The 17,267-nt window shown below is 33.4% G+C and carries 17 protein-coding genes; 5 read left to right on the top strand and 12 right to left on the bottom strand.

The annotated features are described in order from the left end of the window. Window positions 1-25 precede the first annotated feature (25 nt). From ACRHNM_RS10330 to ACRHNM_RS10320, 3 genes are all read left to right on the top strand, one after another. Window positions 26-1,084: a 3-oxoacyl-ACP synthase III family protein gene (locus tag ACRHNM_RS10330; RefSeq protein WP_431136284.1), complete on the top strand. Its 1,059-nt coding sequence runs from the start codon at window positions 26-28 to the stop codon at window positions 1,082-1,084. A 72-nt stretch (window positions 1,085-1,156) separates the two neighbouring features. Beyond that, the gene (locus tag ACRHNM_RS10325) at window positions 1,157-1,693 is read left to right on the top strand and encodes a methyltransferase (protein WP_431136282.1); all 537 of its coding nucleotides are present in this window, start codon (window positions 1,157-1,159) and stop codon (window positions 1,691-1,693) included. Between the two features lie 60 nt (window positions 1,694-1,753). Further along, window positions 1,754-2,602, top strand: coding sequence for a glycosyltransferase family 2 protein (locus ACRHNM_RS10320; protein ID WP_431136280.1), 849 nt, complete (start codon window positions 1,754-1,756; stop codon window positions 2,600-2,602). 71 nt (window positions 2,603-2,673) lie between these two features. On the opposite strand, the gene ACRHNM_RS10315 is transcribed toward ACRHNM_RS10320, so the two are convergent. After that, entirely contained in the window at window positions 2,674-3,480 is an 807-nt protein-coding gene (locus ACRHNM_RS10315; protein WP_431136278.1) for a DNA/RNA non-specific endonuclease, read from the bottom strand. 2 nt (window positions 3,481-3,482) lie between these two features. Beyond that, complete coding sequence (pafA, locus tag ACRHNM_RS10310; RefSeq protein WP_431136276.1) at window positions 3,483-5,123, bottom strand: alkaline phosphatase PafA; 1,641 nt, start codon at window positions 5,121-5,123, stop codon at window positions 3,483-3,485. A 108-nt stretch (window positions 5,124-5,231) separates the two neighbouring features. On the opposite strand from pafA, the gene ACRHNM_RS10305 reads away from it, so the two are divergent. Continuing rightward, window positions 5,232-5,969, top strand: coding sequence for an MlaE family ABC transporter permease (locus ACRHNM_RS10305; RefSeq protein ID WP_431136274.1), 738 nt, complete (start codon window positions 5,232-5,234; stop codon window positions 5,967-5,969). After that, window positions 5,969-6,736 (top strand): ABC transporter ATP-binding protein, encoded by a 768-nt coding sequence (locus ACRHNM_RS10300; RefSeq protein ID WP_431136272.1) that lies wholly within the window; start codon window positions 5,969-5,971, stop codon window positions 6,734-6,736. The genes ACRHNM_RS10305 and ACRHNM_RS10300 overlap by 1 nt, the downstream gene beginning before the upstream one ends. Window positions 6,737-6,739: 3 nt before the next feature. Here the strand turns inward: ACRHNM_RS10300 and ACRHNM_RS10295 are convergent, their stop codons facing one another. The 10 genes from ACRHNM_RS10295 to porV all read right to left on the bottom strand — a co-directional run bounded on the left by ACRHNM_RS10295 (window position 6,740) and on the right by porV (window position 17,225). Next, complete coding sequence (locus ACRHNM_RS10295) at window positions 6,740-8,227, bottom strand: DUF389 domain-containing protein (RefSeq protein WP_431136270.1); 1,488 nt, start codon at window positions 8,225-8,227, stop codon at window positions 6,740-6,742. Window positions 8,228-8,316: 89 nt separating this feature from the next. Beyond that, on the bottom strand, window positions 8,317-9,396 hold the full coding sequence (locus ACRHNM_RS10290; RefSeq protein ID WP_431136268.1) for a mannose-1-phosphate guanylyltransferase: 1,080 nt from the start codon (window positions 9,394-9,396) through the stop codon (window positions 8,317-8,319). Between the two features lie 96 nt (window positions 9,397-9,492). Next, window positions 9,493-10,092: a SprT-like domain-containing protein gene (locus ACRHNM_RS10285; protein WP_431136571.1), complete on the bottom strand. Its 600-nt coding sequence runs from the start codon at window positions 10,090-10,092 to the stop codon at window positions 9,493-9,495. A gap of 46 nt (window positions 10,093-10,138) precedes the next feature. Continuing rightward, window positions 10,139-10,783, bottom strand: a complete 645-nt coding sequence (locus tag ACRHNM_RS10280) for an HAD family hydrolase (RefSeq protein ID WP_431136266.1) — start codon at window positions 10,781-10,783, stop codon at window positions 10,139-10,141. A 1-nt stretch (window position 10,784) separates the two neighbouring features. Continuing rightward, window positions 10,785-11,474 (bottom strand): SDR family NAD(P)-dependent oxidoreductase, encoded by a 690-nt coding sequence (locus ACRHNM_RS10275; RefSeq protein ID WP_431136264.1) that lies wholly within the window; start codon window positions 11,472-11,474, stop codon window positions 10,785-10,787. Continuing rightward, window positions 11,461-12,438, bottom strand: coding sequence for a M28 family peptidase (locus ACRHNM_RS10270; protein ID WP_431136262.1), 978 nt, complete (start codon window positions 12,436-12,438; stop codon window positions 11,461-11,463). The genes ACRHNM_RS10275 and ACRHNM_RS10270 overlap by 14 nt, the downstream gene beginning before the upstream one ends. 159 nt (window positions 12,439-12,597) lie before the next feature. After that, complete coding sequence (locus ACRHNM_RS10265; protein WP_431136260.1) at window positions 12,598-14,253, bottom strand: pyruvate dehydrogenase complex dihydrolipoamide acetyltransferase; 1,656 nt, start codon at window positions 14,251-14,253, stop codon at window positions 12,598-12,600. A 3-nt stretch (window positions 14,254-14,256) separates the two neighbouring features. Then, on the bottom strand, window positions 14,257-15,255 hold the full coding sequence (pdhA, locus tag ACRHNM_RS10260; RefSeq protein ID WP_431136258.1) for a pyruvate dehydrogenase (acetyl-transferring) E1 component subunit alpha: 999 nt from the start codon (window positions 15,253-15,255) through the stop codon (window positions 14,257-14,259). A 158-nt stretch (window positions 15,256-15,413) separates the two neighbouring features. Then, on the bottom strand, window positions 15,414-15,896 hold the full coding sequence (cdd, locus tag ACRHNM_RS10255) for a cytidine deaminase (protein WP_431136256.1): 483 nt from the start codon (window positions 15,894-15,896) through the stop codon (window positions 15,414-15,416). Window positions 15,897-15,971: 75 nt separating this feature from the next. Beyond that, entirely contained in the window at window positions 15,972-17,225 is a 1,254-nt protein-coding gene (porV, locus tag ACRHNM_RS10250; protein ID WP_431136254.1) for a type IX secretion system outer membrane channel protein PorV, read from the bottom strand. Between the last annotated feature and the right edge of the window lie 42 nt (window positions 17,226-17,267).

Genomic DNA, 17,267 nt, shown 5'->3' with positions numbered 1-17,267 from the left:
CATTGGAATATCAAAAAGATTAAACATGTCGATAAGAATAACAGGAACTGGAAGTTTTATTCCTAGTCGTATTGAAAAGAATGAGGATTTCTATAATCATGAGTTTTTAAATGCAGATGGCACTACGATAAATAGTCCAAATGAAATTATAGTTGATAAATTTAAAGCGATTACGGGAATTCAAGAAAGGCGTTATGTAAAATCTGACCTATTAAACTCTGATATTGGTTTTTTTGCTGCCGAAAAAGCTATCGCTGATGCAAAAATAGATAAAGAAACTTTAGACTATATCATTGTTGCTCATAATTATGGTGATGTAAAACACAATACAGAACAAAGTGATACTGTACCTAGTATTGCTTCCCGAATAAAACATTTACTACAAATTAAAAACCCAAAATGTATTGGCTACGATTTACTGTTTGGATGTCCAGGATGGATCGAAGGCATCATTCAAGCCAAAGCATTTATTACTTCAGGTTTAGCAAAACGCTGTCTCATTATTGGTACCGAAACATTGTCTCGTGTTATTGATAAACACGATCGTGACTCCATGATTTATAGTGATGGCGCAGGTGCTGTTATTGTTGAAGAATCTGATGAAGATGGCGGAATTATCGCTCATGAAACTGCTACATTTACATATGATGAAGCACATTTTATCTACTTTGGCAAAACCAATCATCTAGAAATTACAGATCAACGCAGATACATTAAAATGTATGGTCGCAAGATTTATGAATTTGCTTTAACTAATGTGCCCTTAGCTTTAAAATCATGTTTGGAAAAAAGTGGGTATGCAATAACAGATATCAAAAAAATATTGATTCATCAAGCTAATGAAAAAATGGATGAAGCTATTGTTAAACGTTTTTATAAGCTTCATAACATGAAAATGCCTGAAGGAATTATGCCAATGAGTATTAATACACTTGGAAATTCCAGTGTTGCAACGGTTCCTACATTATATGATATGATTTTAAAAGGTCAGCTTAAAAATCATAACATACATAAAGGTGATGTCATTATGTTTGCTAGTGTTGGTGCTGGCATGAATATTAATGCCATTGTTTACAAGCATTAAAATGAATAAAAAAATTAAAATGCTAAACGTTGACAGTTCCAGAATACTTCTTTTTGATAATATTCCAGATTAATGTACGAAAACAGTTTTCCAAATAAACGCTTTAAACATACGGTTCAATTTTTAAAACAATATGTAAAGACTTCTGAAACTATTTTGGACTTAGGTGTTGAAAACCCATTATCAGACATCTTAAAAAGCAATGGGTATACGGTTAAAAACACTTCTGGCTTAGACTTAGATTTAGACACCTCTGAAATAGAAAACTCTAAAGCAGATGTGGTAACTGCATTTGAAATTTTCGAACACCTTCTTTCTCCATTTACAGTATTAAAATCAATAAAAGCCAATAAACTTTTAGTAAGTATTCCTCTTAAATTATGGTTTGCTTCTGCATATAGAAGCAAAACAGATATGCGAGACCGACATTATCATGAATTTGAGGATTGGCAGTTCGATTGGTTGCTGGAAAAATCAGGATGGAAAATTATAGCTTCAGAAAAATGGACGAATCCAACAAAAAAGTTGGGTATCAGACCGCTGCTTCGTCTATTTACTCCAAGATATTATATTATTTATGCTGAAAAAGCCACAAATTCCGAATGTTAAATTCCAAATTCCAATTCGTTTCTTTAGCTTTGGAATATGTATTCATGTTTTAATGCTTAAATGAATTTCTACATCATCATTCCTGCACATAACGAAGAAGATTCTATCGCTTTAACTTTAGAGTCTTTGGTTAGTCAGTCACATTTACCGAAACGCATTGTGGTTGTGAATGATAACTCTACAGACAACACAGAACATATTGTTCAAAAATTTACCGAGACTTATAAATTCATTTCATTAGTGCATACGACTTCGTCTAACAAGCATTTACCAGGAGCAAAAATTGTCAATGCCTTTTATAAAGGTTTTGAAACTCTAGACGACCAATATGATGTTATTTGTAAGTATGATGCAGATTTAATTTTTCCCAAGAATTACCTTGAGCAGCTGGCTTTTCACTTTAATAAGAATAAAAATATCGGAATGGCTGCTGGCTTGTGCTATATTAAAAAAAATGAAGCCTGGATATTAGAAAATTTAACTCGTAAAGATCATATTCGTGGTGCATTGAAAGCTTATAGAAAACAATGCTTTTTAGATATTGGGCTACTCAAACTTTCGATGGGTTGGGATACTGTTGACGAGCTTCTCGCTAAATATTATGATTGGGATATTTTAATTGACGATTCTTTAAAAGTCAACCATTTAAAGCCAACCGGAATTAATTATAACACTTCTTCAAAATATCTCCAGGGCGAAGCCTTATACAAAATGCGATACGGATTTATGATTACTCTAATTACAGCTTTAAAAATGGCACTTAAAAAACGAAATTTAAGAGTACTCATCAATTATATGAAAGGGTATTATAAAGCAAAAAACTCTAATACAACATTCATCGTTACTATGGATGAAGGTAAATTTATTAGAAACCTGAGATGGAATGGAATTCTTACAAAGTTGAAATAGAAAGCAGTTATGATTGAGTGAGTGAGATGCTTCGACTTTGCTCAGCATGACAAAGATACCAACTAACAAAACTAAAAACTCCAGCCTTTGTAACTAATTGAGGCTTCTAGTTTGTTTTCTATACTGTCATCAAGCTGAGCAAAAAAATCTATTCCAGTTAATTCTTCAACCTCATCAACAGAGACTACAAATTTGTACAACGGCTGATTTGAATCTTGATGTGGCATTAAGAAAGCTATCATTTTTATATCTGATGTATTAACATCAATCAATACTTTGTAAAATTGATTTGGAACACTCACATCTTCATCTCCTATTGTGTTCATATTTCCTTTTAAAACACCTCCTGTAACCACAAAAACACCATCATATTTTTCTGCCCAATATCTTACTTTTTGTTCAAGCGTATTCCAGATTCCAGAATTGAATTCATGATTTTGCGGACTGATATTACTCGTCAGAAAGGTTTCATCATGCGCTTGTTTACTAAATCGTCTATCACCAGCAGGACATAGATGACCTTTGTCGTAACCTGATTTTTTATAATTACGCCAATGTGCTGCTCCTGTTTTTACCGCCTCATCAATTTCAAAGTAAGGTCTTTTAAAATTGGTATTGGACAAATGCGATTTTTTTAATTCGTAAGCAACCCATTGTGCCTGCTCATGAGGTTCACTATATGACAAAGAATAATGTTCATGGTGCACAATTTGACCTGTTGTACTTGACGGTAAAAAATAGTCGTTAGTACTCGTTTTAAAGACCTCACCTTCTTCAACGATTTTTAAAATTTCATTATCTTCTAAGACAAATTCATAACTAAAAATAGCTACAAGAAGTAAAATGGCTATGATTGAATATAATCTAGTTTTTTTCAAAATTAATCTATTACAAATTCTAAAGGCTGTCCGATACTAGCATTAGGAAAACTAATTCCTAAAAGTGCAGATATGGTAGGTGCAATATCAATAATATGTGTTCGCGTTAATGTTTCTCCATGCTTGATACCTTTTCCAAAAAACAAAAGAGGCACATGTGTGTCATAATTATATCCCGAATGATGATCTGTGCCTGTTCTGTTCCATGGAGCATCTTTAAAAACCTCTGGATTAAATGTAAATAGAATATCTCCAGATCGTTTTTGATTATGTCCATTAAACAACATCCTTTCTTGATATCCTGATGATTCTGGAAATTGATTTATTGCGGAAGTCATATAAACGTTACTTATCAATTTATACGCTAATAATTTACGAGAGACAATCGTTTTCAATTCCTGTACATCAATATTGTGTTCCCTTATTTTTTGATGGTCTAAATATATTTGGTTATTAATTCGACTCAATGCTAAATCTGAAACCTTATACTGTTCATACAACAGGTTGTTGACATCGTTGAGCATCGCATTCAAATCAAATAATCCCGAAGGTATTTTGTTATCTTCTAAATAAGAAGGCACATGAGGAGCTCCATGATCTGAGGTTAAAAACACGGTATATTCTCCTTTACCAACCATATTATCTAGAGCCTTAAACAAACGTTCTAGCTCGAGGTCTAAGCGTAAATAAGTATCTTCAACTTCTTTAGAGTTTGGTCCGTAATCATGTCCAACCTTATCTGTACTGGAATAACTAATGGTTAAAACATCTGTAACATTATCTTTTCCTAATGCCTCTTCTTTGATGGCTCTCAAAACAAAATCTGTGGTTAAATTATTTCCAAAAGGAGAATTTGCAATAATTTTAAAACCATCATTTTTGTCTTTTAACTTAGGCAAATCATGTGGAAAACCCGATTGTTTTTCACCCTTAAAAATTCGTTCGTACGTATTGGAATCTGTTCCGCTGTCTTCATAAGAATTGATATCGTATAAAGTATTCCAAGTTTTAAAATAACTCTCTGCAATTTTTGAGTTATTAAAATCGGTTACCCATTCTGGTAATTCCTCCATATAAAATGTACTCGATATCCAATGACCTGTTCCATTATGATCGTAATCCCACCAATACGCAGCATTTGCTGTATGACCAGCTGGCAAAATAGCACCTCTACGTTTAACAGAAATTCCAATTGTTATTCCTTTCATTTGAGTGAAAAGCCGATTTTCATCAGCAAAGGTTGACACCAACATTTTTACTGGTGATTTTTTGCCATCGTCACTTAACGTGCCTAAAGGTGTAACAGAATTGTCTTCAACACAGTTGACATCTCTTTTTAATTCTTTATCAAACCAATTATTACCTATAATCCCATGATGCTTCGGAGTTGTACCAGTAAAAATAGACGCATGACCAGGTCCTGTTTTTGTTGGTATGTAGTTAAAATGGTTGTTTTTGCAATTGAATCCTTCATTCATGATTCGTTTAAATCCGCCTTCTCCATAATTATTATAAAACCTTGTGAGGTAATCATATCGCATTTGATCTACTACAATTCCTACGATTAGTTTAGGATTATCATTTTGAGATTGAGATACAGTTATAAAAAAAAGACTTCCAAGTAAAAAAAAATATTTTAGCATATATCTAGCGCATTTCGAGCTTCAAAAATACAGATTTTAGAACATCATAGTTTAAATTTAAGGTTAAATAAGATTAGTTTTTTTACTTTAGCATAATCAAATTACACTATGCAAAACCTTCATAATATTGGTACCTACTTTTTAATGATTGCTGAAATGTTTCGCAAACCTACCAAATGGTCGGTTATGCGAACACTCATCTTGAAAGATATTGATGACCTTATTATTGGCTCTTTGGGTATTGTTGCATTCATCTCATTTTTTGTTGGTGGTGTTGTTACTATTCAAACCGCTTTAAACATCAGCAATCCTCTTATTCCAAAATATTTAGTTGGTTTCGCCACACGACAATCTGTAATACTAGAGTTTGCACCAACATTTATTTCAATTATTATGGCTGGAAAAGTAGGCTCCTTCATTACGTCAAGTATTGGTACGATGCGTGTAACAGAACAGATTGATGCTTTAGAAGTAATGGGAATCAATGCGCTTAATTATTTGGTATTTCCAAAATTTATTGCATTAATGCTCTATCCTTTTGTGATTTCAATTGCCATGTTTTTAGGGGTTTTAGGAGGAATGGCAGCTTGTGTTTATGGCGGATTTAGCACTTTAGAAGATTACATTACTGGTGTGCAAACCGATTTTATTCCTTTTCATATTATTTATGCGTTTATAAAAACAATTGTATTTGCTTTTCTATTAGCCACAATTCCATCATACTACGGTTATTATATGAAAGGTGGTGCTTTGGAAGTTGGTAAAGCCAGTACAACTTCATTTGTTTGGACGAGTGTCATGATTATTTTATTAAACTATATATTAACTCAAATGCTTTTAAGCTAATGATAGAAGTAAATAATATAGAAAAGTCGTTTGGAGATGCTCATATTTTGAAAGGGATTAGTACTACTTTTGAAAAAGGAAAAACCAGTTTAGTCATTGGACAAAGTGGTTCGGGAAAAACCGTGTTTTTAAAATGCTTACTTGGTTTATTTACACCAGAATCTGGAACTATATCTTACGATGGAAATATCTATTCTGAACTAAGTGATGATGAAAAACGAAATTTACGAGCTAAAATGGGCATGGTCTTTCAAGGTAGTGCTCTTTTTGATTCAATGACCATAGCTGAAAATGTCATGTTTCCGTTGCGTATGTTTACTAAGCAAAGCAAAAGCGAAATGGAAGACCGTGTTAATTTTGTGTTGAAAAGAGTAAATCTTCCTGATGCACATCTTAAAATGCCAAGTGAAGCTTCGGGAGGCATGCAAAAGCGTGTTGCTATTGCCAGAGCTATTGTAAACAAACCAAAATACCTCTTTTGCGACGAACCAAACTCTGGATTAGATCCTAAAACAGCTATTGTTATTGATAATCTTATTCAAGAGATTACCGATGAATACAATATTACTACAATAATCAACTCCCATGACATGAATTCTGTAATGGAAATTGGAGAAAAAATCGTCTTTTTAAAAGATGGTCATAAAGCTTGGGAAGGCTCAAAAGACACCATCTTTAAAACAGACAATGAAGTCGTAACTGACTTTGTATATTCATCAGAATTATTCAAAAAAGTAAGAAAAATGTACATTGAAGAGAACGAATAAACATCAATTCACACTTCTTATTACAAGCGTATCTAAATCCAATCTCTCTTTTATAAAGGCTTTTAATTTTTGACTATCTCTTGCTTTAGATTCAGTGGTTACCAAAGAGTCAACCCATTTAACACTAAAGACTTTCATCGTATCCAGTGTTTTGAAATTTGATCTGATCTCATTAGAATAAGAAATTTGCTCTAAACCATCGTAATTTATTTTAATCTCTTTTATTAATTCATTAAATGGAATTTGTTCACGTTCTAAAAATGATAAATGAGCTACTCTGTTTTCTAAATAAGAAATCTTTTGACTTTGAGATAGTAAATCAATTGAATCACGAGTACGCAATTCTTCCATATATTCTAAATTATTGATAGCTCTATTTTTGACTTGATTGACGTATAGTTTTGCATTTTTAAGTGCTGAATAATCACTAAAACGAGCTTCTAACAAGCCTCGTGTTTCTTCAGAAATTTCATCATTCCCAAACGGGATCAATTCAATAAAGGAATCTCCTTGAGGGTCATAATTAATACTTACATTTTTTTTAATGTATCCCGAATTTGGTAACGCTTTAAGTTCATTTTCAACAAATGCTTTAGCATCAATCTCAAAACGACTTTCTTTTAAAACATCTACAAATGTAAATGCTGCAGGAACCATCACTACAATTGCTACTAAAGATGCTAATCTGGCAATCCGTTTTCGCTTAGCAGAATTAGCATATTTGAGCATCGGAAAACGTAAAATCTTTAATACTAAAAATGTCGCTAAAGCAATAAAAATTGTATTTATGGTAAACAAATACATTGCTTGTCCAAAATATTCCCAGTTAGCTTTCGCTAAACCATAACCAGCAGTACACAGTGGTGGCATTAATGCTGTAGCAATGGCAACTCCAAATATAACAGAAGCAATCGTTCCTTTTTTAGTTCTGGCGATAATCAAGGCCAAACCACCAAAGAAAGCTATTAAAACATCTCGAATATCTGGTTTAACACGTCCTAAAAGTTCAGAAGTATCTTCACTCAATGGAAAGAATCTAAAAAACAAAAAAGCGGTTAATAAACTCAAAACAATCATAATGGCTAAGTTTATTAGAGACCGTTTAAGGGTATCAATATCATTAATAGCGATAGATAAACCTACGCCTAAAATCGGACCCATTAATGGAGAAATAAGCATGGCTCCAATAACCACTGCAGTTGAGTTTGCATTTAACCCAATTGATGCTACAAATATCGAGCATACTAAAATCCATGCTGTTGCTCCTTTAAAAGGAATATCAGCTTTTATTGCAGTAATTGTTGCATCTCTATCTGTGTCTTCCCTAAAATCCAGGAGTTCACTCATAAAGTTTTTTATACTTGCAAATAAGCCTTTAGCATCTTTTCTAACTGCATCTTTCTTTTCTTTAACAGCAGCTTCCTTATTCATCTCATTGGTGATTTGCTGCTGCTCTTCCTCAGAAAAGTTAAATTTGTTATCGTCACTCATAGTTTTTAAAAAAGTTTTGAATTTAGAATTCCAAATTCAGAAATAAAAAAATTATTTATTACATTACCTTGGGCGAACGTCTGAGCATTCTACCCATATTCCTCTCCATATTTAGCTTTGACATTCTGGAGCACTTTTTTAATATCTTGTTCTTTTGCCTTCGGAAAGATAAGTAAAACTTCGTCTTTATCGACAATAATATAATCTTGTAAACCATCAACGACTACAACCTTATCATTTTTAGTTCTAATCATATTCCCTGAAGCATCTTCAGTTAATGTTTTCGCATGAACCACGGCGTTATTATTTTCATCTTTATCTAGTTTATCGTAAAGACTTCCCCAAGTTCCAAGGTCGTTCCAGTCAAAAGTAGCTGGTAATACGAAAACGTTTTTAGAAGATTCCATAATAGCGTAATCCACAGAGATATTTTCAGCTTTACTATAATTATCTCTTATAAATTCATCTTCTAAATCGGTATTATACATCTCAATTCCTTTTGCGAAAAGTTGATACAAATTAGATTGGTTTTTCTTGTAAGCATTTACAACACTAGACACACTCCACATAAAAATACCTGCATTCCACAAAAAATTACCTTTAGCAATAAACTGCTTTGCGGTTTCATAATCTGGTTTCTCTCTGAACTGATTTACAGGTTTTATATCAGAAGCATTTGATTGATTAAATTCAATATATCCATAACCAGTGTTTGGAAAGGTTGGCTGTATGCCTAACGTCATAAGTGCATCATTCTCAGTACAGAAATTGAAAGCTTGCTGAACATTATTAGTAAAAGCTGTTTCATCTTCAATCCAGTGATCACTTGGTGCAACAATCATCACTGCATCTTTATTTTCTTTCTGAATTTTTAAGGCTGCATACAAAATACAAGGTGCTGTATTTCGCATTGCTGGCTCTAAAACCACTTGTCGTTTTGTAACTTCAGGTAATTGTTCAAATACCAAATCATTATAACGTTCATTGGTTAAAATAAAAATATTTTCTTTCGGAATTACATTTGCTAATCGATTAAAGGTTTTCTGAATGAGTGTATCACCTGTTCCTAGCATATCGTGAAATTGCTTAGGAAAATCTTGTGTACTTACAGGCCAAAATCTTGACCCAACCCCTCCAGCCATTAGGATGGCATAATAATTTTTATTCATAAAATGTTTATTTTATCATTCTGAACACTCCGATAATTACCAGAGTTAAAAAACCTTTTTAAAAAAGACCTTTCGACTGCGTTCAAAGTGACATTTTTATTCATCTAATAATTCAACTTCTGCATTTGGATTAAACACATACAATCGTCCTGTTTTTATCTCTACGCATTCGTATCTGGTTCGTCGTTTTTTACCTTTTTTAAACACACGACCATTGTATAATTTAAATGTGCTATGTAAAGGTAATTCAAATATAAAGGTTTTATCGTTTGGAGCATCAAATTGCTTTAAAGCATAGGCAAGCTGGATATCTGTATCACTGGATGCTTTTGGACTTCTAAAATGTTTTGCCAATAGAGGTAAAATTTCAACTGGAAATATTTCGGGATTTAAAAACGGCAGCATTAAGTGTTGAAATGTTTTTTTCCATTCAATACCATGAGGTTTAATCGTTTTACCAAATCTTTTGTAGGCTTCAAAATGTGCGATTTCATGAAGTAATGTAATTAAAAACCTGTAAGTATTTAGATTAGAATTAACGGTTATTTGATGTCTTCCATTAGGTAAACGTTTATAATCACCATGTCTTGTTTTTCGTTCCTGCTTTACTTTTACGACAAGATGATCATGCTTGAGCAACTCTAAAACCTGAGGAATTGCCTTATTGGGAATATAAGTTTGAAGCGTGTCTTGCATCATTCAAAAATAGACTAAATGTTACTTAATTGTATTGAGTTGTGCATTAAAAACTTACTAAATTTTCTTTTATGTCTGTCATGCTGTCAAAAATATAGGTTGCTTCAGATTTTAATTCATTATTATAATCATGAGCAGTATAACCTATTACATCAAAACCTCCATTTTTAGCTGCTATGACTCCCGTTAGGCTATCTTCTATAACTAAACAGTCTTCTGGCTTAAAGCCTAAGGTTTCGGCTGCCCAAATAAACACTGCAGGACTAGGCTTCCATTTTTGAATTGCATAACAACTGAAAATTTTATTTTTGAAATAGGGTAATAATCCAGTTACTTCTAAATTAAGTCGGATTTTATTTTCTGGTCCGTTTGAAGCTACACCATACGGAATTTTGAGACTTTGAATCAGTTCTACAACACCATCAACTGGTTTGATATTAGTTTTAAAAGCTTCAAAACTTTTTTGACGATAACTGGCTATAAAATCTTTAGGAATTGGTTGACTAATCAATGTTTCAATGATATCAACACAGGACTGCATTTTTTCTCCTTTAAAATGTTTGTATGCATAATCTAAATTGATATTGGCTCCTAATGCATTTGCCATATCGACCAAAACTTGATTCCCGATAGGCTCGCTATCTACCAAGACACCATCACAATCAAAGATAACACACTTATATTTTAGCATATTAAGGTGTAGAATTTGAAACTTGTAATACTTTACCGTTATAATATTTGTTTCCGTTAAGTGAAAACTCCTGAATGTATTCAGCCATTTCTTTAGCTGTGGTTGGCGCCTGATAATCTGGAAACGCTTCTTTAAGCATTTCGGTTTGTACAGCTCCCAAAGCCAGAACATTAAATTGAGGACCTGTGTCTTTGTATTCTTCGGCTAATAATTCAGAAAGTGTAATCACTGCTCCTTTGCTAGAGCTATAAGCTGCCAATCCAGGAAACTTCATACTGCCTTGAATGCCTCCCATAGAACTAATCGTTACGACATGTCCATTAGACTTCATAAAAGGCAAAACGACTCGCGTTAGCTCTGAAACGCCAAACACATTGGTTTCATATATTTTGACAAAATCTTTAAACGTTGTTTCAGCAAATGGTTTATTGAGTAATAAACCAGCATTATGGATTAGAATATCAACATGATTCCATTCGGTTTGTATAAACTGTTCTACCATTTTGTAATCATCTTCTTTACATAAATCAAAAGCAAAAGAAGATATATTATCTAAATTAAGATTCCTTACTGGTGTCGCATTTCTGGATAATGCCAATACATTGTGTCCTTGATTTGCAAACAAACGCGTGAGTTCAAGACCAATACCTCTACTTGTTCCTGTGATGATTATGTTTTTACTCTGACTCATACATAACAATTTCTTTAGTTGGTGTGTTACTCATTTTTTCAATGGCTAAAATTGAATTATTAATAAGGGTTGCCATAAAGTCATAATTCAATTCATGAGTTTCGTCTTCTGCGTGATGGTAATAATCGTAATTTGACAAATCACATGAGGAGATGGTTTGGCTTGGCAAATTAAATGCTTTATAAAACGCAAAATTATCAGACTGTTTGAATAAGTTGTATTGTTTAGCAACCTCAGACAAGCCAATAAAATTACTGCCTACATATTCATTTATTTTGTTAGCCATATTAGACAAATCATAACCAGTTATAAATGCTTGATAATTGCGATCTTTAAATGGCACACCTATCATTTCAAAATTAACCATGGTGTAAAGGTTAATGTTTTCAGATTTTAAGCGTTTAGCTAAATGCTTAGATCCTAATAGTCCTAATTCTTCAGCAGAAAACAAAGCAAACATAATACTGCGTTTATTAGTTTTCTTTGCGGCAAAATATCTTGCCATAGCTATAACAGCACTTGTACCAGAAGCATTATCATTGGCTCCATTTGCAATAGAATCTGTTTCTGTAATATTACCTTTTCTGCTTTTACGTTTAGCATCTCCTCCAGAGCCTATATGATCATAATGTGCTCCTAAAACAATGATTTCATTTTTTAAATTTTCATCAGTTCCTTCAATAAAACCAATAACATTAAAAGCATCTAAACTATCAATTTTAAACGTATCTCTATAAGTGTCATAGTACGGTTTTATTCCATAAGCCTTAAATTTAGACTCAATATAACTCGCTGCTTTTTCAACGCCTTCACTTCCAGCGTGACGACCCTGTAAACCATCTGATGCTAAATAGCTCACCGTTTCTTTAACTTCGGTATTTGTTATGGTAATCGATTCTGACTTTGTACTGGTTTTACAGCTTAGAATCAGCAGTAAAAAAGATAAGGATAAAATATGCTTCATTGTAGAATTAAATTAGGATTTAAAGATAAAAAAACCTGACTTGAAAAACTCAAATCAGGATGATATTATGATGAAATTGTGAAATCAAAATTTGTGAATGTTTTGATTCCAAGCAGATATTTAGAATTAAACAAATTCAGAATAACGAATCTGAAAGAATTAGACTAACATCGTTACTGGGTTTTCAATATACCCTTTTAACGTTTGAAGGAATTGAGCTCCAGTAGCACCATCTACGGTTCTGTGATCACAAGCCAATGTTAATTTCATTGTATTTCCAGGAATAATTTGCCCGTTTTTAACAACTGGCTTTTCAACAATGGTTCCAACTGATAAGATTGCTGAATTTGGTTGATTGATAATTGATGTAAAGCTTTCTATACCAAACATTCCTAAATTAGAAATTGTAAAGGTACTGCCTTCCATTTCTTCTAAAGCCAATTTTTTATTTCTTGCTTTTCCAGCAAACTCTTTAACAGCTGCTCCTATTTGAGGCAAGCTTTGCTCATTAGCAAAACGAACCACAGGAACTAACAATCCGTCAGGTACTGCTACAGCAACTCCAATATGCACATGATTATTCAATTGCATTCTGTCATCAAACCATTGAGAATTAACTTGTGGATGCTGTTTTAATGCTAAAGCACAAGCTTTAACTATCATATCGTTATAGGAAATTTTAGTATCAGGTAATGAATTATATTGCGTTCTAAATGCTATGGCATTCTCCATATCAAACTCCACATTTAAATAATAATGTGGTGCAGTAAATTTAGATTTAGCTAAGTTTTTGGCAATAGCCTTACGCATATTAGAATTTGGAACCTCATCGAAATCTTCCTGACCTGTAGGAACAAATTTGCCAACAGAAGCCGATTGAGAAGCAGGTGAAAAGTTCTCTATATCGCGTTTTACGATTCTTCCGTTTTCACCAGAACCATCAACCTGAGATAAATTGATTCCTTTTTCTTCAGCCATTTTCTTTGCCAAAGGAGACACAAATACTCTTCCCGTTGAGGTTGAAGCCTGAGCCTTAGGTGGTTTTTTATTTTCTTTTTGTTGAGTTTCAACTTGCTTAGGAATGTCTGTCGCTTTTTTATCTTGTTTTGGTGTTTCTTCTTTTTTTGGTGAAGCTGAGCCTTTAACTTTGAAGTTTTTAGCAATATTAGCAACGTCTGTTCCTTTAGGACCTATAATTGCTAATAATGAATCTACTTTTGCGGATTCACCTTCCCGTAAACCAATATGTAATAAGGTTCCAGATTGGAATGATTCAAATTCCATCGTGGCTTTATCTGTTTCTATTTCAGCTAATATATCACCTTCTTCAACCTCATCTCCTACTTTTTTCAACCAGGTTGCTACAGTTCCTTCCTCCATGGTGTCACTTAAGCGAGGCATGGTTACAACTGTTACTCCTTCTGGTAATTCTTGATTTTCAGAAGAATCATCAGATGCTTCATTATTATCGGGAGAGGCATTGTCTTCTGATTTATCAGAATCAGATGTATCGTCTTCGCTTGACGTGACAGATACTTTATCATTGGCATTGTTTAAATACTCAGAAATATCTTCACCCTCTTCTCCAATAATGGCTAATAAAGTATCAACTTTAGCTGTTTCACCTTCTTGGATGCCAATATGAAGCAGGATTCCTTCATTGAAAGACTCAAACTCCATTGTTGCTTTATCTGTTTCAATTTCAGCTAAAATATCACCTTCTTCAACCTCATCTCCTACTTTTTTCAACCAAGTAGCGACAGTTCCTTCTTCCATGGTGTCACTCAAACGAGGCATGTTAATTACTTCTGCCATAGCTTATATTTTGTGTTGTATAAATGGGTAATCTTCTTGTTCATAAACAGCGTCATACATCACACTTTTTTCTGGGTAAGGTGATTCTTCTGCGAACTTCTCACATTCACTTACAAGTTTCTTTACGCGTTTATCAATAGTTTTAATATCGTTCTCAGTTGCATATTTCTTTTCTAAGATAATATCTTTAACCTGAGTGATAGGATCTATTTTTTTATATTCTGCCACTTCATCTTTAGTTCTGTAATGCTGCGCATCAGACATTGAATGCCCTCTATATCTATATGTTTTTAATTCTAAAAATGTGGGTCCATCACCACGTCTGGCCCTTGAAATAGCTTCATCAAAAGCTTCAGCTACTTTTACAGGATTCATACCATCAACTGGTCCACATGGCATTTCGTAACCTAAACCTAACTTCCAGATTTCTGTATGATTTGCAGTACGTTCTACTGATGTTCCCATAGCATATCCGTTATTTTCACAGACGAAAACTACGGGTAATTTCCAAAGCATCGCTAAGTTAAATGTTTCATGAAGTGAACCTTGACGAGCAGCTCCATCACCAAAGCAACATAAGGTAACAGCATCAACATTGTGATATTTATCTCCAAAAGCAATTCCTGCACCTAAAGGAATTTGTCCACCTACAATACCATGACCACCATAAAAACGGTGTTCTTTTGAAAAGATATGCATTGAACCACCAAGACCTTGTGATGTTCCTGTAGCTTTACCATATAACTCTGCCATAACACGTTTAGGATCGACTCCCATTCCAATTGGTTGAACGTGATTTCTGTATGCAGTGATCATTTTATCTTTGGTGAGATCCATTGCATGAAGTGCTCCTGCTAAAACCGCTTCCTGACCATTGTATAAGTGCAGAAAACCTCTTACTTTTTGCTGAATATAAACTGCAGCTAGTTTGTCTTCAAACTTTCTCCAGAACAACATATCTTCATACCATTTTAGGTACACTTCTTTTGTTACTTTTTGCATTTATTTTTAGTATTGATATAAAACTAATACTTCAGATTAATAATCTCAAGTTTCTCATATGACATCCTAATGTAAAAACATTAGGACAAGCGAATAACAAAAATAACACTTTAGATAGTAATGAAAAAACCGAAAAACGTTATTTTTTTACGAAATCGTTATAGAAAACTTCTATCGAATCCTAGTGGTAATAAATTTGCTAAAGAATTAGATTTAACAACTTTCCCTGTTTCACCCATAAAATAGATTTCAATAGGTGATTCTTGTTTTACCTCGTATTCAGCAATAGCTTGCCTACAGGCTCCACAAGGAGGAATGGGTGTAATGGTTTGATTAATTCTAGAGCCAGCAGTTAATGCCATTTTCAAGATTTTTGCATCAGGATATTGTGCACCTGCATAATAAATAGCGGTTCGTTCTGCACACAAACCTGAAGGATACGATGCATTTTCCTGGTTGTTACCCGTAACAATTTCATTATTATCTAATAAAATCGCTGCACCTACACTAAATTTTGAATAAGGTGCATAAGCATTTTTACGTGCTTCGATTGCTTTTTCCATTAGAGACGCAATGTCTGAAGGCAACTCACTAAAGTCATCGTAAACGGTTAGGGTAGATTCTATTTTTATATCCTTCATGTGATCTTGTATTAGACAAAAAAACTATTGCTTTAATGAAACAATAGTTTTTTTATTTGAGATTAATACTGCATTCTAGTATTCATCATATTCATTATCTCCAAAGTTAAACACTAAAGAAAAACGCAATGTATTTTCTAACGGACTTTGAATTTTTGAAGCTGAGAATAAGTATGATAAATCAATATTTATTGTGGTGTATTTAAATCCGGCACCTAAAGCAAAAAACTTACGCGCACCTTTATCTTCGGCTTCATTAAAATATCCTGCTCTAAACGCAAAGGAATCCTGATAAGTATATTCTGCTCCTAAAGACCATGTAAACTCTCTTAACTCTTCACTAAAACCTCCTGGTGCATCACCAAACGATTGAAAAATTCCTTTTCCAAAACCTACATTGTTATCCTGACCTTCAATAATTACATTATCATTAACCGGACTGTTAGGAAAACCAACTAAGTCATCTTCTTCAGCATCATATTGACCATTAGCATTATTGTCAACGTATTCAAATTCTCTACCTAATATTGGAGGTGTTGGTACTAGTAGTTTCGTAACTTCAGCAGTAACAGCTAACTTATTATAGTCATCAAAGATAAAGTCAAAACCACCACCTAATCTTAGGGTTGTAGGTAAGAAGTTTTCTCTTCCGCCATCATCATATTTAATTTTAGGTCCTAAATTTTGAATAGCAAAACCTGCTCTCCAACGACCATTAAAACTATCGTAAGCTTCCTCTTCACTTTGGTAATAACCAGCAATATCAACACCAATGGAACTTGCAGCAGCAGCATTAGCATCAACAGCTTGAATTCTTAAATCTGATCGTAAATAACGTAAGGCTACAGCCATGGAAAATTGATCTGCCAAACGTAATGAATAGGATGCATCTAAGGTAAGTTCATTAGGTTGTTCGATTAAAGCTTCTGAAAATTCATCCTGAACGATTTCTATTTCTCCAAGACTAAAATATTTAAAACTCACTGCAAATGCACTACGTTCGTTTAATCTATTAAAATAAGTTACGTTACCAAGAAAAATATCATTAACTAATTTGCTTAGATAAGGTGTGTAATTAATTCCGATACCAGATTTAGCTAAAGAGAATGAATATTTTGCTGGATTCCATTGTTGAGAGTTTGCATCGGCTGAGGTTGCCACACCAATATCTCCCATACCTGCAGCACGTGCATCTGAAGCAATTAACAAGAATGGTACTCCTGTTGTTATTACTCTGGAATCAACACTATTTGGAATGACGACAGTTTCTTGAGCATTAGTTATATTAAATAATGAAACTGTAATAAGGGCTAAAATGTATTTTTTCATCTGTAATTTATTGTCTTTTTAAGCAATTTTAAGTAGCCTAAC

It is taken from the genome of Psychroserpens mesophilus, from assembly GCF_050617655.1.
Classification (GTDB): Bacteria; Bacteroidota; Bacteroidia; order Flavobacteriales; family Flavobacteriaceae; genus Psychroserpens; species Psychroserpens mesophilus_A.
The sequence above is the reverse complement of the archived record's forward strand: the minus strand, read 5'-3'. Positions and strand labels throughout refer to the sequence as shown.